The organism is Comamonas sp. DB36, assembly GCF_057914905.1.
In genome coordinates this window covers 1275296-1295555 of sequence record NZ_CP196631.1, presented here as the reverse complement: position 1 = coordinate 1295555, position 20260 = coordinate 1275296, and the positions used below count along the sequence as shown (strand labels likewise).

Here is a 20260-nt window from a genome sequence, read left to right as displayed (position 1 = left end):
AGTCGCTGGTGGCGACTTGCGGCTACTGCTTTTGCTTCAGCAGTTCAATGATTTGCTTCCGCTGGTCTTCCTCATCAGCAGTGGCGCCGACTCGGAAAAGGACGTACGGAATAATGGCGAACGCACAGGCCATCCCGGCCATTGCTGCTTGCTGCGGCGCACCTGGCATGAAAAACGATGCCAGAAGGCAAAGCGCGCCGATCACTGCGCCGATAAAAACGATATATCGCATATCCCCTCCTGTAATGAAGCGGATCGTACCAAACCAGGGCGGCATTCACTTTTCGGGCTTCGGCGCGAACTCCCGCATGACGTCCGTCGCCTCCCACTCCATGACAGTCAGGTCGTCATACAGAGCGGTCCAGGCGTCGTCGTCTAGCTTGAGCCGGTCCATCAGCGGATAGATACACTCCCACTGCAGGCCGACCGGCGTGCCGCCCATGGCCGGCAGCTTCCACTTTGTGCCAACGCGCCGGAAAATCTCAAGGGCTGGCTCGTTGTCGGGCCAGACCTCTACGATTTCCGTGGTGTAGTCCTCCAGCTCGAACCCCTCCGACCTGGCCTCAGCTTCGGTGATGGGGGGCTCGAACAGCGCGCGGGCGATGGCCTTCAGTTTCCCAGGCGACCCTGGAACAGAGCAATGTCGATCTTGGTAAGGATGGCCTGGATCGAGCCGGGCACCAGGTCCTCGAGCTCAACGATGTTGTCGGCGGTGAGAGGGTCTTGCAGATCCCAGCCGAGCGCGGCCTTGACGATCAGGTCTGCATGCTCCTTCACGCCCGAGCCCACCTGCACAGCGAAGCTGAATTCGGCATCCACGGCCTTGCCTTCGGCACGCAATGCGGCCAGGTGCTCATCACGATGGGCGGCCCAAGCGGACTTGCGCAGGCCCTTGACCTCGAGGGTGATGGACAGATCATCGCCATCGCGGCGGGCAATAGACACGGGCAGGTCGAAGGTGGGCGATCCGCCGCCCAGGGTCTTGAGGCTGAAGGCGGGAACGGATTTTTGGGTCTTGGACATGATTGATTTCTTTCAGCGGGAAGAAAGCCCGTGCGCAGCCACCCGCCCCCGCTGAAAGGAGCGAAGCGGCTGCGTCGGTGCAATAGGTGCCCACGCGGGCAAAGCGAAAACCGCCAGGCGGCGGGCGGTGGTCAGGCGGCGTAGCGCGTGCTGACGTTCTGGGCGTTGATCGAGCCCTTGACCGTCACGGCCTGGCCTTCGGTCAGCGTTTCTTCTTCGTTGAACGCGATCTTTGCGGGGATCAACGAGACGGCGCCGGTCTTGGCGCGGCGGCGCACCACGGTGTCGGCGTTGGTGTCCGACAGCATCTTGAGTGCTTCGTAGGCCGGCGTGCCGATCATGTCGGCGTCCATGTCGAAAGTGCGCTGCACGGCGTTGAAGCCATCGTTCAGCACGATTTCCACATCCGACTCGATGAACTTGACGTTCACGGTCTTGGCGTCGCCGCCGCTGGAGCCGTGGTTCATAGTGCGGTCCAGATCCACCCAGGTCGACACCTTGCGGACGGTGCCCACGCCGCCGCCCGGGGTGAACAGCTCCGTGTTGGTGGTGTTGGCGCCTTCGAGCACGAATGCGTCGGTGGTGACGCTCTTGATGCGGAAGGCGCGGAAGTTCAGCCGGCCCCAGCCAGAGTAGACGACGACGATGTCACCGACGCTGAAGCCGTGCGCCACGCACGACACGGAGGCCTCCGCAGCGTTGGTGATGGCTGTGATGGTCTTGACCGCGGCCAAGAGGGTGGCGACCGAGTGGATGGTGCCGGTGGGTGTACGTGCCATGATTGGCCCTTTCGAAAGCGAAAAACCCGCCGAAGCGGGTCAAGAAACGCCCTTTCGGGCACAAAAAAACCGCCCGAAGGCGGTGGGTGGTGATGTGGCGCTGGCTACACCGGGAAGGCCTGCCAGCGGATGGAGACCGGCACGACATACCAGCCCTCGTCATCGGGGAAGCCGGATGCGATGGCAGGTGTGTCAAGCAGGTCGACGCGGTGATTGCCGGCCGGCAGCATCTGGACGGGCGCGAAGGCGTCGGCGATTCGTTCGGCCAGCTGCTTCGCCTCGACCTTGCCGCGCCCTGCCGGGTACAGCACGCTGACCTGGAAGATGCCGGGCAGCTCGGCCAGACCGCGCTCCAAGAACAAGTCGCGCGGGTTGTTGTGCAGGTGGTGCACCTTCAGGTATGGCTGGCCGGTCGTGGGCTTGTAGTCGACGTCTTCCCATGCGATGGCCGGCAGGTCATCGACAGCCAGTAGCTTTTGCTCCAGCGCCGTCTCGATGGCTGTAATGCTCATGTGCCCTTGACCTCCTTGGCGGCTTTCGCCACCGCTGCTGTGAAGTTCTGGACTGCCAGCCGCACGACCCCGGCAGGGGCCTGCTTCGAGTGGCCGAACTCCAAAGGCTTCGCATACGGCAGCGAGTTGGTGATGAAGATCGTTTGCCCCGGCTGCCAGGCGTCCAGCTTTGCGGCCATGCGGCCCATGGAGGATGCCCCCGACTTGTCGATTTCCTCGGTGGTGGATGCATCCAGGGATGCACCTACCGCGGTCATCCAGTTGGACTTGAAGCGGCCTTTGTCGACAGGCGAGCCGTCGACCATCTGCCCGCCCACATTCCGCGCGGCGCGGCGCACGACCAGCTCGGCCTTGTCGCCCGCGGCGTCGCACAGCTTCTTGAGGTCAGCAGCGAAGCCCATCACGCACCTCGCAGCTGTAGCTTGTAGAGCACTGCCCGGCCCGCAGGCCCGACTGCGCCGACGTCCTTCACGCTGAAGGTCGTCAGCTTGCCCAGGTGCATCGCCGTCACCGTGCAGGAGGTGTCAGGCACGGTTTCGATCTGCGGCGCTAGAAGCAGCCGCTGGTCGCCGGCCATGATCTTGGTGCCGTCGATGTCGCGCTGCTTGTAGCCGAAGAGTGCGCCGATGCCGGGATAGTCCACCACGGCGGGCGTGACCGGCTGGCCGGGCACAAACGGGGCACTGGGGTCGGGCGGCAACTTCTTGTGCACGATGACCTCCTGCCCTGCTTCGGCGATGGCCTCCAGGGCGCTCGCTGCGATTTCGTCGTAGTCGATTGCCATGGGTCAGCCTCGGATCAGTTTGATGTTCATCGAGCTGCCCACGGTCAGCCCGCGCAGCAGCGCGTCGATCACCGTGATGCGCTTCACGCCGCCTTGCGAGCCCTCGGCCCACTTGGTGGTGATGACGTCCGCGGTCTGCTCGGTCATGATCCGACCGTCCGTGTCCTTGAACAGCTCACCCTTGGCGGCGCGCCATGCGGCCTCGCAGCACGCGTCCTTGACCTTTTGGGCCACTGGGTCGAGGTACTGGGGGTCAATGGCGTAGTTGCTCAGGACGTACTGGCTGGCGCGGCGCAGTGCGACCTCTTGGGCCGGCTCTGCCGCAGGCCACACGTGCCCGAACTTCTCCGCATACGCCGCAGCCTCGGCCAGGGTCACCAGGCTGTCATAGCCCTCAGCCGGGGCAACGATCAGCGCCATGGTCAGGCCGCCGCGTCCAGCAGGGCCTGCAGGTCGGCCTTCTTGGCGCCCTCGGGCACTTGGACGCCCTTGCCGGTCAGCGCTTCACGCAGCTCTGCCACTGTGGCGGCCTTCTTGGCGCCCTCGGGTTCGCCGGGGCCACCATCCTCGTCCGGGTTTTCGTAGCCGGCAGGAGCGAACACGGCATCGATGATGCGCACGCCCTTGGCGACCAGCTCAGCCTTACGCTCGGGGCTGACCGGGTGCGGCTCGTAGTGGATCGGTTTGTCTTTGGTCATGGATAGCTCCAAAAGGACAGGGGCCGAAGCCCCCGTGGTTTACTTGGCCGCGTCACCGATCAGGACAACGCCTGCGGTGTGCTTGATGTCGGATGCGACCTTGTCCCAGTTGGAGCCGGTGCCCAGGGCGGCATTGCTCGGCGACTTGCCGCCGTTGGCTTCGTCCCAGGTGTAGCCCTTCAGGCCCAGGCCGAAGGTGTAGTCCACCTGCATCGTGGTTTCGATGCGCTCCTTGCCGTTGGTCGTCTGGATGTTGGAGATCACATCGCCCGCGTCGTGCACCGTGGCCGCGCCCTCGGCCAGGCCCAGGACATATTCCTTGTTGGGCGTACCGGCCACGTACAGCGCTGGCGCGTCGGTCACCACGACAGCCTTGCCCAGAATGTCCACCACGCGCACATTGCCCGCCTGGAACAGCTGGGCAGCATTGGCCAGGTTCTGGCCGATCAGCTTGTGATACACGGCGCCGGTCATGATGTTGGCGGCGATGTCGCCCGAACGGTCGCCGAACTTGGCGTGGGCGTTGTTCAGGGCCGGGTACGTCACGCCAGCCGTTGCCGAAACATCGACGGTCACGCCAGCTTGATTCGCAATGGCGGCGCGCAAGGCCAGGATGGAGGTGTTCAGCTGGTCAGCCAGCAGCGCCTCGGCGAAGTTGCGCGATGCGACTTCGATGCCCTCGGCGGTCGGCTTGTTCAGCCAGGTCAGCTGCGATGGCTCGAAGCGGATTGGGCCGAAGCCGCCAGCAATCTTCACGCTCGAGTGCTTGAGCTGGGTCAGATCGGTAGGGGTGGCATCGCCGTTGGCGCCGTAGCGGCTCACGCGGCGCTGGGCCGTGTGGATCGCCTGGAAGAACGATTCCTGCAGGAAGTCGCCATCGAAGCCGCCCGTGGTCAGGCGGATGGTGCCGTTGGAGGCGCCGTTGAACTTGTCAATCATCTGGCCCAGCGTCTCGATGGTCGCCGGCATGATGTACTGATTGAACACTTGCATTTGAGAGAGGGACATGGCTTAGCCTTTCAATTCGGGGTAGCGGTTGGCAATTGCGGTGGTGCGGGCTGCGCGGTCGCCGCCGAAATCACCGCGGGGTGGTTGCGAGCCACCAGACGAACCTGAAGCGCCAGAGCCCGAGGCACCGGTGCCGCGAAGGATCTGGTCTTTGTTAGGGTAGGCGTTGACCAGAGAATCCAGCGCCTCATCGAAACCGGCCAGCTCGCTGGGGTTCGATGCGCTGTAAATCTTCTGGCCCTGCTTGTCGTAGGCCACCACCCGGCCGTCTTCGACCTTGAAGGCGCTGCCGAAGGCTGCTTGCGCCAGGTCGGCAGGAATGGCCAGCTTTTCAGCGACCACCTTGGACCGGGCGAAGTTGCCGCCGATCAGCTCACCATGCAGCTGCTGCTGCAGGGCCTGCTCGCGCTTTTCAGCCTCGGTCAGCTTGCCCTGCCAGTTGGCGGTGATCTCTTGGCGAACCTTGTCCACCTCGCCGGCGTCTATCAGCTTTTTCTGATCGAGCTTGGCGACGGTGTCCAGCGCCTGGGTCGCAGCCGCTGGGTCGATGCCTTCAAAGGCCTTGATGGCCTTCTCGGCCTTGTCGGCGCGCTCGCGGTGGCCCATGGCCTCGCCGTTGAGCCGGGTGATAGCTTGAGTCGTGCCCACCGCGTCAAACGCCACATCTGTGCCGTCATCCTTGGTGTAGACGGGCTTGCCGTCCTGTACGACCACGTTGCCATTGGCGTCCAACTTCAGTTTCATTTGGGACTCTTTCCGGCCATCCGGCCTGTGCTGTGGGCTGTCCAGCCCGTGCGCCTTACTTGGCATCCGCCGTTTTCGGGCATGAAAAAGCCCGCCGTGATTGCTCAGGGCGGGCGGGGAAACGAAAAAGCCAGCGCGGGGCTGGCTTCGGTTATTTGATGAGCTTCGGCTTTGTGCGCCTCGGCTTGGGTGGCTTCGCCTCGCGGGGCTTGTCCGGGATCATGTCCACGGTTATGCCGCGCTTCCAGCAGTGCGGGCAGATGCCCTTCTCAATCACCGTGCCGGGCTTGATCCGGCCGTTCTCGATGCGGTCGCCGCTGCGCAGGAACATCGTCTGCCGGCCGCCGCACTTGCTGCACTGCAGCACCCCGTCAGGCTTGTCCATCGCCTTGACGCGCTCGACCAGCGCTGTCTTGGCGTCGGGCGGGGTCGGTGGAACAAGGGTTAGGGTCATCGGCGCATTGTGCCTACAACCCTCCGCGCCTGTCCATCTTGTAGTCTCGCCACGAAAAAACACCAGATATGGCGATGGCAACTGCAAGCGCGCCCCACACCCACCATGGCACGCTGCCGTCGAAGTGCTGATTGATCATTACCCCAAGCGCAAAGCCACCCATGTTCAGTCCTTAAATGCCCGCCAGCTTGAAAGCCTCGGCGTCCCGCTTGCGCAGGTCATCAAGGGTCAGCAGCTCGCCGCGGGCGGTGTACATCTCGGCCATTTCCAGCTTACCCTGGCGCAGCAGCTTGCCGCGTGTCGGGCCCAGCACCTGATCCTGGCGCGCTGCGCTTTGCTTCTGCATCCAGGCGGCATAGGTCGTGTCACGCGGCACCTGGCCGTCCAGGCTCGCCCGCGTCTGGCCATCGACCACGATTTCGGGAATGTCGATGCCCAGCTCCTTGTGGCTCTTGAGCACCGGCACCTGGCCGGATCGGCAGCGCCAGTGCAGGCGGCCAGGGCCGGCGAGCCACGGCACCTTGTGCCCTATCGGCTTGTGATCGCCTGGCGTGTACAGCAGCCGGTCGCGTATGCGGCACGGCGCCGAGGTGCGCAGGTCGAGCGTGGAGCTCCACTGCAGCGCCTTGAGCAGATCGGTGTTGGCCTCCATGACCCGATCCTGCGCCATGCCAGCCGTATGGCCCAGCGCGGTGCGCACGACGGCCTCGACATCGCGTCGGTCGCGCTGGATCAAGCCGTCCTCGTAGCCCTTGGCCCGCGTGCCGCGCAGCTCGCGAATGATCTGGTCGGTGGTTTTGCCCTCGACGTAGCCCTGCGCGATCGACTGGCGCACCTTCTTGAACTTCTGCGCCTCCAGATCGCTCCAGACGTTCTTGAGCAGCACGCCCTGGAATGGCCGGGCCAGCGCAGCGGCATAGACCGACTCAGCGCTTACCGCGGCGACATGCACGGCCACCGGGACATGCGAGACCAGCATCTGATGCTGATAGCTCACCTCGTAGGCCACAAACTCGCGCAGCTCATCGGTGAGCGCCTTGCCCATCTGGTCATAGGCTGCGGTCGACAGGCTGCGCACGCTGGATAGCAGGCTCTCCAAGCGCTCCATCTTGAACGTCGTGGGCGACATGCTCTCCAGCAGCTGGGCAAGCTCGGCGGCCAGGCGCGCATCCGAGCGGTTCAGCACGGCCATGATGCGCTGCACCACGCCAGTGCTGTAGCCCTGCAGTGCGACCTGATGCCGGATCGACTCGTCTTGCAGCAGGTCGTTGACCGATTCCATTATTCAGCTCCTGCGTTCCCCAGGCTGGGCTCGACTTCCTTGGCCATGGAGACCTCGTTTTCAACATCGAGGTCAGGCGACAGCACGCCGCGGCGTTGCATCTCCTTGAGCACCGTCTCCTTGGTGATCTGGCCGAACTGGCCCATCGTCACCACCAGTTGCGCGCTCGCGTCGGTCAGCGTGGCGGCGGCGAAGTCCTTGAACAGGCTCACCGTGCCGCCGTTGCCGGCCTTCTGCCAGTCGGCGGTGTACTGCAGCGCCAGGTCAAGGGCGTCCTCGAAGTTCTCCACGATCCGCTGCAGGCTCGATTTGTTGGCCTCGGCATCGTTGCTTGCCTCGGTCGCGGTGCGCTGGCCGGGCGTGGCCACCAGCAGCTCGGCGCCGGTCTGGATCATCTGCTGCTCGAGCGCTTCCAGCTCAGTGCGGCCAACGGTCACGGACTCGGCGGAGCCCTGCACCACTTCTGCCGTCGCGTTCTGGGGAAGTCTCAAGGCAGAGTCCGAGGCAATGGTGATTGCGTCGTCGTTCGTCACACCGGTGAACACCAGCAGGCGCTTGCGCGCGAACCGCGCGCTGTCGTCTTGGTCGGACTGGTGCTGCCAGTGTTTGATATTCAGGTCAGCCAGCGCAGACAGAGGGGGCTTGCCCACCATGAAGGCCTCGCGCATGCCGTACAGCGGCACGAACGGGATGTAGCCCAGCGAGGTAACGCCCGACTCCAGCAGCTCATAGGCCTTGCTGCCCTCTTGCCACAGCTCCCAGGCGCCGGGTGTCAGCACGCGCACGCGGTTGACCGCCTTGGTGCCGTAGGTGCCGTCATCGACTTCCGCAGTCTCGGCAATGCGCAGCTGCGTGAGCATGAGCTTTCCGCCCACGTTGGCCACCTTGTAGCCCAGCACCTGGCTGTGCCGCACGTAGACCCAGTAGGGCCGCGCGCCCAGGCGCTTCTCGTCGGCAATGGTCTTGGCCTCGCCCTCCGTCTTGGTGTAGTCCACCAGAATGCCGCCGAAGCCGTATTGCACAGCTGCCTCGGTGAAGACCTCAGACGCGAATGCGTGCAGGCTGCGGCCCTGTCCGTCAATGTCGCCCAGATACTGCTCGACCACGGCTGGCACCTTGTTCAAGGTCAGCTCTTTCGAGAACGGCTTGCCGGCCATGACGCCGCAGGTGCGCTCAAAGGCCGGGAACAGTGTCGAGGTCTTCACCCGATAGGCATAGTCGTCGTTCGATTCATTGGGCTGCTGCGGCAAATAGACCTTCTCGGCGCGCCGCATGGCGGCAGTGCCGCCGAGCAGCGCGTCGATCTTCGGCCAGTGCGCCGACATCACCTCCATCTTCGGGTCGCGGTCTTGTACGTTCAATGCCATTGCGGCCTCACATTCGGAATTGCTGGACCTGGGCCACTCGCTTGACGATGGGCCACTGGTAGGCCACCGGGTAGCCGGCAGCGTCGATTACGTGGTCCACGCCGCTTGATTTATCAGGCTGGCCGTTCTTGTCATAGGACTGCTGCTCCAGTGCCTCGGTCAGCTTCGGGCAGCGCAGCGTGTTGACCTTCAGGCGCCGGACGCCCTGTCCGTTCAGGATCAGGCTGTTTACGGCGTTGATGCGGTCGGCCACAGCGGGGTTGGTCGAGTTGACCCGCACGGTCAGCCCATGCTCACGCAGGATCGACAGATCGGACTCGCTGGCGTTCTTGCTGCTGCTGTTCTGGCCTGAAGCGTCGGGGTACACCGTGACGGCGTGACCCTTGTCGCGGTAGCGCTCCTTGAACAGACGGGCCATGTAGGGCGTGTCCCGACCGTCCGTGATCTCATCCACCGCCACCGGCAAGCCATCGCGCAGCACGTAGACCACGGCGGCCATGTGTAAGCGGTTGAAGTCCATGCCGATCAGCAGCGGCTCAGCCTCCTGCATCGACTCAAAGCTGTGGTTCAGCACCCGGTCAAAGTCCGGGTAGACGCTGCCCGACATGAGGTTGACGAACAACCCGCGCAGGTAGGCGTCGATCAGCTGCTTGGGATAGCTGTCGTACAGCGACGGGATGTAGTCGGCCGGCAGGTTCTTGGCGTTGTCGTAGGTGCTGGCCTGGATGAGCCCGTACAGGTTGACCAGCGAGGGCTTGTCCCGCAGCGCCTTCACAAACTGCTGATAGGTGAACTTGAACCCCTCGGGGGTCGTCGTCACATCCACGCCGTTCTTCAGCCCGTCCGCCTTGTAGCGCATACGGGCGATGATCTTGCGCCATGCCTGCTCAGCCTTGGCCGCGGCCATCACATCGAGCTCGTCGACCAGGGCGTGCCCGATCTTGAAGCCCACAATGGCCTGCGGCCTGTCCATCGAGCGGCAGATGACCGTCGTGCGGTACTGCTTGCCCGAGTAGAAGTGCACCTCCTTGTTGGCCTCCATGATCTCGACCCGCAGGCCCCAGTCGTGGGCCACTTCCTCCACCGTTGGGTAGAAGATGTCGCGGATCTGCGGAAAACTCGGCGCGAAGTAGCCGGCGTTGACGCGCGGGAACTCCCAGGCATGCCGGCACAGGCCTGCACACCCTACCCAGGTCTTCCCCGAGCCAAAACCCGCGACAAAAGCGCGGTACTTGTGCGGCAGGGCCAGGAACCGCGATTGCGGCACGTTAAGCGTCGGCATCGTCGGCCCTCGCGTCCTTGACCTGAACAACCACCTTGACAGGGGTTGGTGGAGCATCCTCGTCTTCGGGCTCGATCTTGTCGCCGTACACCTTCGGCCTCAGCTTCCCGGCCAGCCACTTGCGAGCGTCAATGCGCAGCTTGTTGCGCTGCACGGCCACCGCGTCAAACACCACCTCGACCATGCCGTCATCGTCCGCGTCAGCGCGCGGGTGCTTGTCAGCCTTGACCTTGGTGCATTCCTCGTCAGCGATGTCCAGAATTTCATCCACCATCGCGTCTGCCTGCGCCTCGCGTGCGCGCGCGTACTGGTCGCGGAAAGAATCATGACTGCGCAGCCAGCGAAAAACGGTTGCCTTATTCGGCATCTTCTCGCCCGAGCAGATAGAGCGAAGACTTTCACCTTCAGCAAGACGCTCGCAGATTCGGTCGGCCGCGGCCTTCGTGTAGCTCGATGGCCTGCCTGTCACCCCCCTGGCAACCGGCTTGCCTTTTGCCGGTTTTGTTGCCATGGCAGGCCCTTTCAATCTTCTGGCTTATGCTGTCCCGGCCCATTGCTGGGCTTTTGGCGCGAACGGCGGCGGGGCGCCCGGGTCAAGCTTCAGCCGCTCCCAGTCGATGCGGCCCAGCGCATCACGAATGGCTTCGAAGCCCTTGACCATCTCCATGAGCGCCATGGTCGCGGCAGACAGCCGCTCCACTCCCTTCCAGGCCCACAGAAAGGCGTGGCGCCGCTTGGTTCGGCCTTGCGCGCGCTTGCGGATGTGTCGAACTTTCACAGCCGAGCCTCCATGCCGATCTTTGCGCATTCCTTACCCCAGGCCCCGATCAGCTCCGGAGAAAGAACGAAGGTGACGCTCACCGTCTCCAACTCGCTCGGATGGTTCGTCTTGACCACCACGCCGCCAAGCAGTACCGAAGGTTGCACGGCGTGGATTGCTGCGACCAAGGCATTGATCGGCGAGAGGATGGCAGGGGTAGCGGCCATGTGGACCTCCGGAGTGAATGGGTGCCACCGCTGCGGGCAAGGCGTCCCTGGCGGTTGAGGCGTGGTGGATGCGCCCGAGCGGTGGCGAAACAAAAAAGCCCACCGCGGCGAACCAGGGCGGGCAAGCGTTGGCCTGAGCCAGCGCGGAGACAAACGAAAAAGCCCGCAGGGCGTCAACCTTGCGGGCTTTTGTGTGTTTTTGGACGTGTCAGAGCATCTTGGGTCCTCCCCGCGTCAACAAAGCGCGGGCAGCAGACTTATCGGAGGGCGGCGCGGCCTGAGCACGGCACCGTAATTCCCTCTCTATCGAAACAACGTAGGCCGAACGTTATCACACTTTTCGGTCTGGGTCAAAAATCAGTGCAATCGGCGAATCATTTCGCCGGCGTGCGACCGCTTGCAAGACTGCACGTAATCGATCAGCACCTGGGCGTCTCGGCAGCTGGGCTCCTTGCGGTAACGCTCGCCTTTGCACCGAGGGCACTTGTGCTCCTTCTCTCCCTTGGTCACGACCCCGGCGCCCTTGCAAACCTTGCACAGCGGATCCATCAGCCAGTCGAGGGCAACGACGATTGCCTCTGTGCCTGCCTGCAGCTTGCGACTGTGCACCACGTACAGCAGCGCGGCATACACCCGCGTCATGTCGTCTTTGGTGGGTCGGCTGATGAGGCGCAGGTAGTGCGCGGCCAGGTTGCGCCGGCTCATTCCCGAGGCCTTGATGATGTCCACCTGGGTGATGGCGTGCGCGGTGTCACGGAGATTGGTTGCGCGCGTAGCAGCAAGGTAGCGTTCTTCGATCATTGGTTCCCTCTCTTCAGTTCTTTGGTCTTGGCCCGGTATGTGTCGCGGATGGCGTCAATCTCCTGGGCGGTCTGGTGCCGGGGCGTGTTGTCGGCCTCCAGCGCCTCCACGAACTCCAGGCCGTAGCGTTCAAGCAGGCCGGCCCGGTATCCGATGGCGTTGCCGTGCAGGTGGTTGTTGCACGGCGCGCACTGCCGGTGGATGTTTCGCGGGTCGAGCGCCAGGTTCACTGCGGCGCCGCGGCTGCGGTAGTGGCCGGCGTGCCACTGGCCCTCGTGGTGCCGGCCGCAGGAGATGCAGGGCAGTCCGGCGTCACGCAGGCGCACAAAAGCATTGACCTCGATCTGTGCGCGGGCGCGGCGCTGGGAGATGGTCAGCGACTTCTCCTTGCGGGTCTTGATCTGTGCGCGCTCTTCGACCTTGGCCTGCCTCACCTTCTTGACGGCGCAGCGCGGGCCGCAGACCGACTGCATGGGCTTGATCGGCACGAAAGAGTTACGGCAAACGGGGCACGGGCGGGGCTTAGGGTTGAACGGGCTCAGCACTCGGCCTCCCAGGCTTTGAAGTGCACTTCCCGCTCAGCGCCAAAGGCTTCCATGAGCGTCTGCAGCTCGGCCATCTCGGCCTTGGTCATGCGGCTGGTCGATTGACCGCAGACGACAAAGCCGCCATCCAGGCCGGGCACAACCTTGGTGCGCTTGAGCGCTGCGCTGAAAACGTCCTTCCATTCCTCGGTTGTCAGGCGGTGGCCATGCCATTCCACCTGCTCGCTGATGTCGGTCAGCATCGACCAGAGGCGGCGGTTCTGCGCGTCGCTGCGCTTCTCGGGACGCAGCTCAAGCGTGAGGCGCTTGCCGTCTGCAATCAGGCCTTTGGCCTGCTCCCAGGCGTGCTTGACTGCGATGTGGGCCTGATCGAGCTCCCACAGGGCAAGGGTCAGGCGCTCGGTCATTGCGCGCCCCTTGCGCGGATGGCTCTGGCGCAGTCACGGGCTATCCATCGGCTGTTCACGGTCTCGGCCACCTCTTCGCACTCCAGCGCGCACGCCTCGCGCTCCTTGGCGGCCACCAGGGCGGCGAAACGCTCGATGACTTCAACATAGTTGGTGCCGAACGATTGCTTAACTACCGGCTCGACAAGGTATTGGCCTCTGCCGAGCATTGCAGTAGGACGCTCGCCGATCACGACGGACTGATGCTCAAACCCCGCCTCGCGTGCCATGCTGATGATTTCGTCTCTGGTCATTTCTTCTTCTCCAGCCAAGCCCGGCGCGCGGCCACCTTGTCGGCGTCGAGCGGGGCGAACTTCTCGCAGGCGCGCGCTTCGGCGCTGGTGGTGTGCCCGGCCAGGGCCTTCTTGGCGCACTGGGCGAAGCCCATGCGGGCCAGCGCGGCATTGCCGGCCTTGGGCTGCCAGTGGGTGCAGGCGATGCAGGTGGTCATTCATCCGCCCCCAGATACAGCTTCAGAGGCTCGTCGCCGCGGCTGGCAAGGTACTGCTGGCTTTCCTTGTGAAACCACAGGCCGATCGTTCCTTCCCACTCGCCGTTGCGTTGCTTGTCGCAGATCAGCAGCTGGTCGGGCTCCTTGAAATCGGCTTCCTCGGTCAGTAGACCCTCTTCGCGCTTGCGCTCCTTGGCCTTGTTGCGCCAGACGGAAATCACGTTATCCACCTGGTCGGGAATGGCTCCACTGCCCTTGGAGTCGTACTTGCCTGGCTTGTGGTCCTCGTTTGGCGGCTTCTTGATGTGGTGGACGAGGTGGATGTGGATATGGTGATCGCGGGCAATGGCCGTCAGCTCATCAACGAAGCGCTTTTGGCCGTTGTAGTCGTCCTCGCCCTCGACGCACTTCATGAGCGAGTCGATGAAGATTTGCGTGACGCCGAGTTCCTTGGCGGCATAGCGCGCCACGGCACCGACCTGGGAGGCGGTCACCCGGCCTTGCTGGTCGTACAACCACAGCTTGTCGTCGGTCCAGTCGCGGAACTGCTCGTAGACGTCGACCAGGAACTTGATGCCATCGGGGTTGCCCGCAAAGGCGGGATCGGCCGGGTTCTCGCCGGCGAACTGGCGGCCCATGCGCTCCAGCGTCTTGATGGGTTTCATCTCGAACGAGGCGATGGCCACCTTCTCGCCCTGGGCGCACAGGCTCAAGGCCACCATGCCGGTCACCAGCGACTTGCCGTTGCCGTTCGCCCCATTCCACAGCGTCACCTCACCCGGGCGGAACTGGATCAGGCCGTGGGTCTTGCTCCAGGGCATGAGGCGGTGCACAGGGCGCACTGGGTTCTTGATGCGGTCGATCAGCTCCTGCACCCACATGGAAGCGGGCTTGACCTTCTGCTGTGTATCGGTTTCTTGCTCGTAGGCGGCAAAGTCGATGTCGTCGTCTGAAAAAACATTAGCCATGGTTCTCGCTCCGATTAAAAACTCCGACCTTGTCGCCGGCGATGCACACCAGCTGCTGCGGCATCTGCGCGCGGATGGCCTTGAACAAACGGCGCAGGCGCTCCACACCGCGGGTGCCGTCCAGCAGCACGGGCAGGCCGATGACGAAGCGCCAGTCCATTGCCTCGGGGGTGTCCGTTGCATCCAGGTGGATCTCGGCGAAGTACCGGCCGGTGATGGCGTTCGGCTCGATGTGCCAATCGGCGGCGCATTGCTTGGCCAGGGTGCTGTCCGTGTCGCGGATAAAGATGGCGTCGGGCTTGTAGCGGTTGCGGCGCATGGCGCGCAGCGGACGGTCGCCGGTCATACGAACGCTCCAATGCCAGAACCCTGCTCTGCCCGGCTGCCCTGCAATCCAGACCGGGGGGCCTTGTCCTGCTCTCGGCCCAGCCAGGTCGTGATGAAACGCCCAATGCCGGAGGCGGTCTTGCGGTTCTTCGGGTTGGCGTTGCACCAAACCCTCATCTCGCGCAGCTGCTGCGGCACGTCCACGGCGGGGTAAGCCTCGGCCCACTCGTCGGCCATCGTCTCGGTGACGCGGTATTCGGTCTTGTCGATCAGGGGGATCGATGTCACCAGCGCCGCAGGCTGGGCTTCGGCTGGCGTGTGGTCATCGTCAGATGGCGGCACGCGTCCTCCCTTCCCTTCCCTTCCTTCCTTCCCTTCCGCTTTCACGCGTGAATCACGCGTGCCTGACGCGTCGGCTTTTCGTTGAGGAATGTCGCTTGCGGACTCGCGGTTATTGATGATCTGGTGCTTGGAGAAGGTCGGAATCTCGGCGTAGGTCTTGCCGTTGGCCTGATACAGTACGATCAGACCAATGTCGATCAGCTCCTGCCCAAGCATGTCAACGTCGCAGTTGTCGCCTGGCAGATAGCGCAGCTTGAAGGTCTTGGGCTTCCACTCGAATCGACCTTCGCGGTCCGACTCACACCACAGCGACACGTAAAAGAGGCGTGCAAGCGGCGACAAAGACACGATGTCCTCGCTTGTAAAGAATTCTGGTTTGATGGTTCTGATGCGTGCCACGGTTTACCCCTTGCGCGAGGCCCAGATGGACCATAAAATGCGCTTACGTTTTTCATTGAAAAAGATGGCTCTATCCCGGTTGCCCCCGAGATAAGCCGACACAGACAAATCGCCTGCGCGTCGTGCCAACGACCGCAGGCGTTTTTCTTTTTGGGCGCTCATGGCTGATTCCATGGTTTTTGAGTGCTTTAAAAAATCAGTGGGGGTTGCGACCGGGAACAGCTCTACCCGCTAGGGCTTCAGAGAACTGCGCAGACGCGCCGCGGCTGATTGCCTCGGCCAGGACCTGCTCTACCGTTCGGCCTGTCTTTGCTGCGATGCGCTTGGCCTGCTTGAGCTGCGCATCTGTCGGATCGCACTCATGCAAGTGCTTCTGCGGGGGGGTTGCGGACATTGGTCTAAGTGCCTCAAAAATGATGCTTCAGGCGCCGACATAGGCTTGATGTACGTCTCGCATTTGCGGCGCAACCTGCGCACACTGCGGTTCATGCAATTCACGCTCAAGCAAATCCAAGCCTTTCTCCAGCGCGCCGCGGCTGATGGCCGATGTTTCACCACCAGTCATCTCGACAATGCGCACCAGTCGCTCATAGACATAGCTGTCCAAATAGACGGGCACACGGTTGCGGCGGATTCGTTTGGGATCGGCGTACATAGATCAGGCTTCCTTGCTGGAGGTCTTGTGGAGGGAGAGGGAATGGGTGCCCGCCGCACCCTGGGCTATGCTGGGAGTTCCTACACAACCAACAGCCACAAGGAGGGCGGACATGAAACAGGAATTGATCGCACCAGCCGCAGCCATCACCGTAGAAGTGCTGAGGCAGACGCAGGCCATATATGGCGACATCAACGAGAAGGTCATTGCATCGGCCTTTGCTCAGGCATACCGAGGCCTTCTGGCTGGAGTGGAAGAGGTGAGGAAGGACGAGCCTCCAATGACGGCTGTAGCCTTTCGCTCTCCGATGTGAACTCTTGCTGCAATAAAGGCAGCACGCGCGCAGCATCCCGCGCAACCTCGTTCAAGGTGTCGTACCGGGATATGGCGTGGTTCAGCCACGCCATCTTCAGAAGCGCCAGGTCATCACGAAGCATCGGTGGCCTCCTGGGTCTTGGCTGCGGCCTTGGCGCGCTCATCACTTCCGTTCATGCGGAACAGGAAAACCCAAGCCATGACCGCGGCCAAAATTCCCAGCTCTGCAAAGATGAAGCGCAGCATTGGGTGATCGAAGAAGAAAAACAGCCACACGGCAATACCGACGCAGTTCACTTGAACCAGAGCCATCGCCAGCTCTTCCGGGCGATGCGTGATGTAGAGCTTTTTCATTTACGCGGCCTCCTGGGCGGGGGTGGATGGGGTGGGCCAGTAGCTGGTCCAGTCGGTTGGCCGAAGCTCGCTCAGGCTCATGCCCGTCAGCTCTTTGATTCGCATGCAGTACTTGGGCGGAACTCCGTTCAGCGCCCAGCTCTGCACCGACTGGTATGTCGGCGCCTCAACTTTTCGCATCGCCTCGACCGGGCCGCCCAAAAGCTCAATAGCTCGTGCGGCGGAGTCCTTTAAGGCGGCCTTTTGAAGGTCAACGGTTTTAGTGGTCATGGTGTGGATCATACAAGATTTACTAGCAATGCTAGATGATCTTGCATGGACATGCAAGCACTCGCAAGGAATACTTGTACCTATGTCAATTCACAAAACGATCAAGGCCGAGCGCGAGTCCCGAGGTTGGTCAATGGAAACGCTCGCAAAAAAGGTCGCTGAGGAAGAAGGACTGTCGAAACCTTTGTCGTGGCAGTCTGTTCAGCAGTGGGAAAAAGAAGGCGGAACAGCTCCAAAGAGAAAGCGCCTGGAAGCGGTTGCAAAAATCTTTGGCATGGCCGTATCCGCTCTTCTTGGCGAGGAAGCCGAAGAGGGCACGCCGGACTTCATCGCTGTCTCGCATCTCAGTGTGGAAGTCGGCGCCGGACCAGGCCGCATAAACGATGTTGTTGAAGAAGTAGGAACGCTTCAGTTTCGCCGCGACTTCCTGCGATCATTCGGCGTAAGTCCAAAGCAATCCGCCGTCGTCAACGTGGTGGGCACAAGCATGGAGCCAACCATTCATGACGGCGCAGTATTGCTTCTGAACAGAGCTGAGAAAGAGCCGCGCGCAGGCAGCATCTACGCCTTTGCCTGGGGTGATGAGATGCTGGTCAAGCGGTTCCAGAAAGTCGGCGGCGTTTGGCACGCTGTATCCGACAATGCGGACAAAGATGCACACCCTGACATCATCATCAACGGCCACTCTGAAGCCCTAATTCAAGGGCGCGCCATTTGGATGGGCGTGAAACTGTAGTTCGCCGGGAGAGACGAATGAAACGCGATATGGACTTGATCCGTGAGATCCTGCTTTGGATGGAGAGCCTTCCAGAAGGAAGTGCAGCTAATCAAGAGCCCGAAATCCCAGAAAGAACGGCCGATGAGATTGGGTTTCATGCCCACCTGATGGAGCAAGCTGGGCTCATCAGTGCAGCAGACATTGGCGGCGCGTTTGCAGAAACGCCAATCGCAATGCCGCTCAGCATCACATGGCAAGGGTATGAGTTTCTCGATGCCGCTCGGGATAACACAATCTGGCAAAAAACCAAGCGAGCCATCCTGTCGTCCGGCTCGAGCATTGCCTTCAACCTTCTTCTGGAGTATCTGAAGGAAGAGGGGAAGAGACGTCTAGGGCTTCCCGCAGCAAGCTCCAGCAGTTGAAATAACACATGGCTCCGTGCTCAATGAAGCGTCTCTCGTAACTACCGCAAGGATACTGCTCTGCGGATCGGAAGGCCGATCGAGCAAGCACCGCGATCCGTTCGACGGCAGCATCCACAGACCCGCCACCTTCGGCGGGTTTTTTTTTGGCCAGGCTGCCAGCCCCGCCAGTCGGGCAAGGCCCCCAGTTCGCGCCACGCTCTTCCATTGCCATGTTGCCCTTTCGCGCCACCCGGGTGGGCGGCAGTTCGGGGATTTTGCTTTTTTTTGCTCGCCTCCGCTAGTTTTACTTGCGTGCTAGTTTTTCTTGTGGCACATTAAACCCATCGCAGCAACAAACGCGTTACGCAGAAGTTGTTCGGTGGGTGGCACGGCATCGAACGGCTTCCCCAGCCCTTTAACAAGATGGTGTGATTGAGAGAGGCGGCGGCGTGGATGGACACGCGCTGCGGCAGCAGCAGATCAAGGCACCGGACTTTGTAAGCCGGCGAGCCAAGGAGAAACGGGGATGACGTGCCGCGAGGCCTCCCCGCCGATCAGCAGGAATCAAGCCCTGCCCGCCTCCCTCAATCACACCAGCCCAGAGAAGACGAGCGCATGACCCCGATGACAAAACCCGGAACCGATTGCGCACTACGGCGGCGGATATTGATCCGCCACAAAGCTGCCAGAGCGAAGCTGAAGCCCGCCAATTCTGTCGAATTCGACAGGGTTGGAGATCGGGGAGTGGTCAGCCGCCCGCCTGGAGCGTCATCCAGGGCAATCCAGAGCGCTTTCAGCCGAGAGCGCTGCGGATTGATCAACAGGAGAAAGCAATGCTTGACCACGGAGTTTTGAACGTCCCGCTGGCAAAGCGCGGGAACATCGACAAACAGATCGACCGCTACAAGCGTGAGAAGGAGATCGAGAAGCGCAATGAACTCGACGCGCGGAAGGTCGAATTCGACGCCAAAAAGACCAAGGCTTTAGCCCTGATTGCCCAGCTATCTGACGAGCGCGCTAAGGAGCTAATGACGAAGCACAAGCTGACCCGCAAGCAACTTGATACGGAACTCAAGTTAATCGCCAGAACAAATCCTGCTGCATTTCTGCGGCGCGGCATCTGACCCCCAGCCGAGTAGACCGAGCAATCGGCGCCGCGCCCTGAGCGACATCAGGGCGAAAACACAAGCAGCTTCTTCGGAGGCTGTTTCTGTTTTCAAAGGAGCAAGACATGACAGTAAAGCTGCAGGCCCCGATCCAGCTCGAGCTGAAGATCAGCGTCACCGATGGCGAAGGACGGGATGGCGTTGCGACCATCGAGATGGGCAAGGGTCAGTACCTTGACGGGCAAGCCGTCCGCGACCGTGTGGCCAAGTTCGCCGGCGAGGAAATGCCTGATGGATTCCGGCTGATGACAAAGCGCGAGTGGTTCCGCAGCATCTTCGGGCAGTGCCGCGAAGAAGGCGAAGACGGGGAAATCATCAGCATGGACTGGGCGATGCCGGGCGGCGACGACTGGGACCAATAGCCACCCCGAATCACTGCGATAGGCGCGCAGCCCAGCAGGGGTAAGTGCTGGGGAATCCACGGTACAGCTGCCCACGCCGACAGCGCACGGATGCAGATAGTGATCTGCTCGCGCCCCAGCCAGATGGGGCTACCAAATTCAACACCGGCCAGCTTTCGAGCTGGCTTTTTCGTTCCTGGAGGCTCTATGAACGCTCGACACCCGCTGTCGTATATCACTGCCGACCCGGTTGTCGGCGCCACATGCCTTGAGGACGACCGCGAGGCCGAGCAAGACGCCGACGAAGCAATGCTGGCCGAGGCTGAGCAGCAGGCGCCGCTGATCGTGCTGGCCCAGCTCCAGGCTCTCAAGCAGCCGGGCGGCTGGCTCCGGCCCGGCATCAGCGCTGACGGGCTGTCGTCGCCAGATGAAATCTTCTGCGATGCCATCCAGCACGACGATGCCAGCCGCGACGCCTACGCCGAGCTCATGACTGGCCCTGCCGCGCAGCGCCTGCGCCAGGCCATGGCCGAGTGGTTCGGCCGCAAGCATGCGATGGCGATCTACCTCGACCACGCAGAGACGCAATCCAAGCCCGCCCAGCGGGCTTTTTCTTTGGAGCAAGCATGAAATTCACTCCCTGGATTCTCGCCCTGCTGATCACGCTTGGCATGGGCCACTTTGCGGCCCGGGCTGACGCCGAGGCCGATCAAGAAGACGCCGCGGCGCTCAGCAGCCGTGAATTTGCCGGCCAGGCGCTGTGCGGCAAGGGTAATACGGCGGTCTGGGCCGACGACAAGGAAATGGACTGCTTCAAGGAGCTGCCATGAAACCCATG

The 20260-nt window shown here is 62.3% G+C and carries 37 protein-coding genes; 7 read left to right on the top strand and 30 right to left on the bottom strand.

The genetic code is table 11. From position 1 onward, the window contains the following. Nucleotides 1-22: 22 nt before the first annotated feature. The 28 genes from ACSVDO_RS06260 to ACSVDO_RS06125 form a co-directional block, all read right to left on the bottom strand. A complete protein-coding gene (locus tag ACSVDO_RS06260; protein ID WP_489595396.1) occupies nucleotides 23-232 on the bottom strand; it encodes a hypothetical protein in 210 nt (69 codons plus the stop codon). 45 nt (nucleotides 233-277) lie between these two features. Then, complete coding sequence (locus ACSVDO_RS06255; RefSeq protein WP_489596344.1) at nucleotides 278-520, bottom strand: DUF1799 domain-containing protein; 243 nt, start codon at nucleotides 518-520, stop codon at nucleotides 278-280. Nucleotides 521-609: 89 nt separating this feature from the next. Further along, nucleotides 610-1023, bottom strand: coding sequence for a phage tail assembly chaperone (locus ACSVDO_RS06250; RefSeq protein ID WP_489595395.1), 414 nt, complete (start codon nucleotides 1021-1023; stop codon nucleotides 610-612). Between the two features lie 131 nt (nucleotides 1024-1154). After that, complete coding sequence (locus ACSVDO_RS06245; RefSeq protein WP_489595393.1) at nucleotides 1155-1802, bottom strand: phage tail tube protein; 648 nt, start codon at nucleotides 1800-1802, stop codon at nucleotides 1155-1157. Between the two features lie 104 nt (nucleotides 1803-1906). Continuing rightward, nucleotides 1907-2314 (bottom strand): DUF4128 domain-containing protein, encoded by a 408-nt coding sequence (locus ACSVDO_RS06240; RefSeq protein WP_489595392.1) that lies wholly within the window; start codon nucleotides 2312-2314, stop codon nucleotides 1907-1909. After that, entirely contained in the window at nucleotides 2311-2715 is a 405-nt protein-coding gene (locus ACSVDO_RS06235) for an HK97 gp10 family phage protein (protein WP_489595390.1), read from the bottom strand. The genes ACSVDO_RS06240 and ACSVDO_RS06235 overlap by 4 nt, the downstream gene beginning before the upstream one ends. After that, a complete protein-coding gene (locus ACSVDO_RS06230) occupies nucleotides 2715-3098 on the bottom strand; it encodes a hypothetical protein (protein WP_489595389.1) in 384 nt (127 codons plus the stop codon). Before ACSVDO_RS06230 ends, ACSVDO_RS06235 begins: the two co-directional genes overlap by 1 nt. A gap of 3 nt (nucleotides 3099-3101) precedes the next feature. Next, nucleotides 3102-3518, bottom strand: a complete 417-nt coding sequence (locus ACSVDO_RS06225) for a DnaT-like ssDNA-binding protein (RefSeq protein ID WP_489595387.1) — start codon at nucleotides 3516-3518, stop codon at nucleotides 3102-3104. A gap of 2 nt (nucleotides 3519-3520) precedes the next feature. Further along, on the bottom strand, nucleotides 3521-3796 hold the full coding sequence (locus ACSVDO_RS06220; protein ID WP_489595385.1) for a HeH/LEM domain-containing protein: 276 nt from the start codon (nucleotides 3794-3796) through the stop codon (nucleotides 3521-3523). 39 nt (nucleotides 3797-3835) lie between these two features. After that, nucleotides 3836-4804, bottom strand: a complete 969-nt coding sequence (locus tag ACSVDO_RS06215) for a major capsid protein (protein WP_489595383.1) — start codon at nucleotides 4802-4804, stop codon at nucleotides 3836-3838. 3 nt (nucleotides 4805-4807) lie between these two features. Then, nucleotides 4808-5536 carry a DUF6651 domain-containing protein gene (locus ACSVDO_RS06210; protein ID WP_489595381.1) on the bottom strand — a complete coding sequence of 243 codons (729 nt, stop codon included), beginning with the start codon at nucleotides 5534-5536 and terminating at the stop codon, nucleotides 4808-4810. A gap of 163 nt (nucleotides 5537-5699) precedes the next feature. Next, nucleotides 5700-6002 (bottom strand): hypothetical protein, encoded by a 303-nt coding sequence (locus ACSVDO_RS06205; RefSeq protein ID WP_489595379.1) that lies wholly within the window; start codon nucleotides 6000-6002, stop codon nucleotides 5700-5702. 172 nt (nucleotides 6003-6174) lie between these two features. Then, a complete protein-coding gene (locus ACSVDO_RS06200; RefSeq protein ID WP_489595377.1) occupies nucleotides 6175-7284 on the bottom strand; it encodes a putative phage head morphogenesis protein in 1110 nt (369 codons plus the stop codon). Beyond that, nucleotides 7284-8651 carry a DUF4055 domain-containing protein gene (locus ACSVDO_RS06195; RefSeq protein ID WP_489595376.1) on the bottom strand — a complete coding sequence of 456 codons (1368 nt, stop codon included), beginning with the start codon at nucleotides 8649-8651 and terminating at the stop codon, nucleotides 7284-7286. Before ACSVDO_RS06195 ends, ACSVDO_RS06200 begins: the two co-directional genes overlap by 1 nt. A gap of 7 nt (nucleotides 8652-8658) precedes the next feature. Then, nucleotides 8659-9933: a terminase large subunit domain-containing protein gene (locus tag ACSVDO_RS06190; protein ID WP_489595374.1), complete on the bottom strand. Its 1275-nt coding sequence runs from the start codon at nucleotides 9931-9933 to the stop codon at nucleotides 8659-8661. Further along, entirely contained in the window at nucleotides 9920-10444 is a 525-nt protein-coding gene (locus ACSVDO_RS06185; RefSeq protein WP_489595372.1) for a terminase small subunit-like protein, read from the bottom strand. Before ACSVDO_RS06185 ends, ACSVDO_RS06190 begins: the two co-directional genes overlap by 14 nt. 24 nt (nucleotides 10445-10468) lie before the next feature. Then, nucleotides 10469-10711 carry a hypothetical protein gene (locus ACSVDO_RS06180; RefSeq protein WP_489595371.1) on the bottom strand — a complete coding sequence of 81 codons (243 nt, stop codon included), beginning with the start codon at nucleotides 10709-10711 and terminating at the stop codon, nucleotides 10469-10471. Then, nucleotides 10708-10920, bottom strand: coding sequence for a hypothetical protein (locus ACSVDO_RS06175; RefSeq protein ID WP_489595370.1), 213 nt, complete (start codon nucleotides 10918-10920; stop codon nucleotides 10708-10710). Before ACSVDO_RS06175 ends, ACSVDO_RS06180 begins: the two co-directional genes overlap by 4 nt. A 357-nt stretch (nucleotides 10921-11277) precedes the next feature. After that, nucleotides 11278-11721 (bottom strand): hypothetical protein, encoded by a 444-nt coding sequence (locus ACSVDO_RS06170; protein WP_489595368.1) that lies wholly within the window; start codon nucleotides 11719-11721, stop codon nucleotides 11278-11280. After that, on the bottom strand, nucleotides 11718-12209 hold the full coding sequence (locus ACSVDO_RS06165; RefSeq protein ID WP_489595366.1) for a recombination protein NinG: 492 nt from the start codon (nucleotides 12207-12209) through the stop codon (nucleotides 11718-11720). Before ACSVDO_RS06165 ends, ACSVDO_RS06170 begins: the two co-directional genes overlap by 4 nt. 50 nt (nucleotides 12210-12259) lie before the next feature. Then, on the bottom strand, nucleotides 12260-12673 hold the full coding sequence (locus ACSVDO_RS06160) for a recombination protein NinB (RefSeq protein WP_489595364.1): 414 nt from the start codon (nucleotides 12671-12673) through the stop codon (nucleotides 12260-12262). Next, a complete protein-coding gene (locus ACSVDO_RS06155) occupies nucleotides 12670-12966 on the bottom strand; it encodes a hypothetical protein (protein ID WP_489595362.1) in 297 nt (98 codons plus the stop codon). Before ACSVDO_RS06155 ends, ACSVDO_RS06160 begins: the two co-directional genes overlap by 4 nt. Next, the gene (locus ACSVDO_RS06150; protein WP_489595360.1) at nucleotides 12963-13163 is read right to left on the bottom strand and encodes a hypothetical protein; all 201 of its coding nucleotides are present in this window, start codon (nucleotides 13161-13163) and stop codon (nucleotides 12963-12965) included. Before ACSVDO_RS06150 ends, ACSVDO_RS06155 begins: the two co-directional genes overlap by 4 nt. Then, a complete protein-coding gene (locus ACSVDO_RS06145; protein ID WP_489595358.1) occupies nucleotides 13160-14131 on the bottom strand; it encodes a DnaB-like helicase C-terminal domain-containing protein in 972 nt (323 codons plus the stop codon). Before ACSVDO_RS06145 ends, ACSVDO_RS06150 begins: the two co-directional genes overlap by 4 nt. Further along, nucleotides 14124-14477 carry a hypothetical protein gene (locus ACSVDO_RS06140; protein ID WP_489595356.1) on the bottom strand — a complete coding sequence of 118 codons (354 nt, stop codon included), beginning with the start codon at nucleotides 14475-14477 and terminating at the stop codon, nucleotides 14124-14126. The genes ACSVDO_RS06145 and ACSVDO_RS06140 overlap by 8 nt, the downstream gene beginning before the upstream one ends. Further along, nucleotides 14474-15199: a hypothetical protein gene (locus ACSVDO_RS06135; RefSeq protein WP_489595354.1), complete on the bottom strand. Its 726-nt coding sequence runs from the start codon at nucleotides 15197-15199 to the stop codon at nucleotides 14474-14476. Before ACSVDO_RS06135 ends, ACSVDO_RS06140 begins: the two co-directional genes overlap by 4 nt. Before the next feature lie 3 nt (nucleotides 15200-15202). Continuing rightward, nucleotides 15203-15361: a hypothetical protein gene (locus ACSVDO_RS06130; protein WP_489595352.1), complete on the bottom strand. Its 159-nt coding sequence runs from the start codon at nucleotides 15359-15361 to the stop codon at nucleotides 15203-15205. A 259-nt stretch (nucleotides 15362-15620) separates the two neighbouring features. Then, the gene (locus ACSVDO_RS06125; RefSeq protein ID WP_489595351.1) at nucleotides 15621-15854 is read right to left on the bottom strand and encodes a hypothetical protein; all 234 of its coding nucleotides are present in this window, start codon (nucleotides 15852-15854) and stop codon (nucleotides 15621-15623) included. A 112-nt stretch (nucleotides 15855-15966) separates the two neighbouring features. Here ACSVDO_RS06125 and ACSVDO_RS06120 point away from each other — a divergent pair, with 112 nt between their 5' ends. Further along, complete coding sequence (locus ACSVDO_RS06120) at nucleotides 15967-16167, top strand: hypothetical protein (protein WP_489595349.1); 201 nt, start codon at nucleotides 15967-15969, stop codon at nucleotides 16165-16167. Between the two features lie 113 nt (nucleotides 16168-16280). Here ACSVDO_RS06120 and ACSVDO_RS06115 read toward each other — a convergent pair whose 3' ends face one another. Together ACSVDO_RS06115 and ACSVDO_RS06110 are read right to left on the bottom strand one after the other, a co-directional pair. Further along, nucleotides 16281-16523, bottom strand: a complete 243-nt coding sequence (locus ACSVDO_RS06115; RefSeq protein WP_489595348.1) for a hypothetical protein — start codon at nucleotides 16521-16523, stop codon at nucleotides 16281-16283. Further along, nucleotides 16524-16793 (bottom strand): ABC transporter substrate-binding protein, encoded by a 270-nt coding sequence (locus ACSVDO_RS06110; RefSeq protein ID WP_489595347.1) that lies wholly within the window; start codon nucleotides 16791-16793, stop codon nucleotides 16524-16526. Between the two features lie 82 nt (nucleotides 16794-16875). On the opposite strand from ACSVDO_RS06110, the gene ACSVDO_RS06105 reads away from it, so the two are divergent. The 6 genes from ACSVDO_RS06105 (at nucleotide 16876) to ACSVDO_RS06080 (ending at nucleotide 20252) form a co-directional block, all read left to right on the top strand. Beyond that, nucleotides 16876-17529, top strand: a complete 654-nt coding sequence (locus ACSVDO_RS06105) for an XRE family transcriptional regulator (RefSeq protein ID WP_489595346.1) — start codon at nucleotides 16876-16878, stop codon at nucleotides 17527-17529. 17 nt (nucleotides 17530-17546) lie between these two features. Continuing rightward, nucleotides 17547-17933, top strand: a complete 387-nt coding sequence (locus ACSVDO_RS06100; RefSeq protein ID WP_489595345.1) for a DUF2513 domain-containing protein — start codon at nucleotides 17547-17549, stop codon at nucleotides 17931-17933. Nucleotides 17934-18748: 815 nt separating this feature from the next. Further along, nucleotides 18749-19039, top strand: a complete 291-nt coding sequence (locus ACSVDO_RS06095; protein WP_489595344.1) for a hypothetical protein — start codon at nucleotides 18749-18751, stop codon at nucleotides 19037-19039. 107 nt (nucleotides 19040-19146) lie between these two features. Next, entirely contained in the window at nucleotides 19147-19443 is a 297-nt protein-coding gene (locus ACSVDO_RS06090; protein ID WP_489595343.1) for a hypothetical protein, read from the top strand. Between the two features lie 186 nt (nucleotides 19444-19629). Then, nucleotides 19630-20052 carry a hypothetical protein gene (locus ACSVDO_RS06085; protein WP_489595342.1) on the top strand — a complete coding sequence of 141 codons (423 nt, stop codon included), beginning with the start codon at nucleotides 19630-19632 and terminating at the stop codon, nucleotides 20050-20052. Beyond that, nucleotides 20049-20252 (top strand): hypothetical protein, encoded by a 204-nt coding sequence (locus ACSVDO_RS06080; RefSeq protein WP_489595341.1) that lies wholly within the window; start codon nucleotides 20049-20051, stop codon nucleotides 20250-20252. The genes ACSVDO_RS06085 and ACSVDO_RS06080 overlap by 4 nt, the downstream gene beginning before the upstream one ends. The last annotated feature ends 8 nt before the right edge of the window (nucleotides 20253-20260 follow it).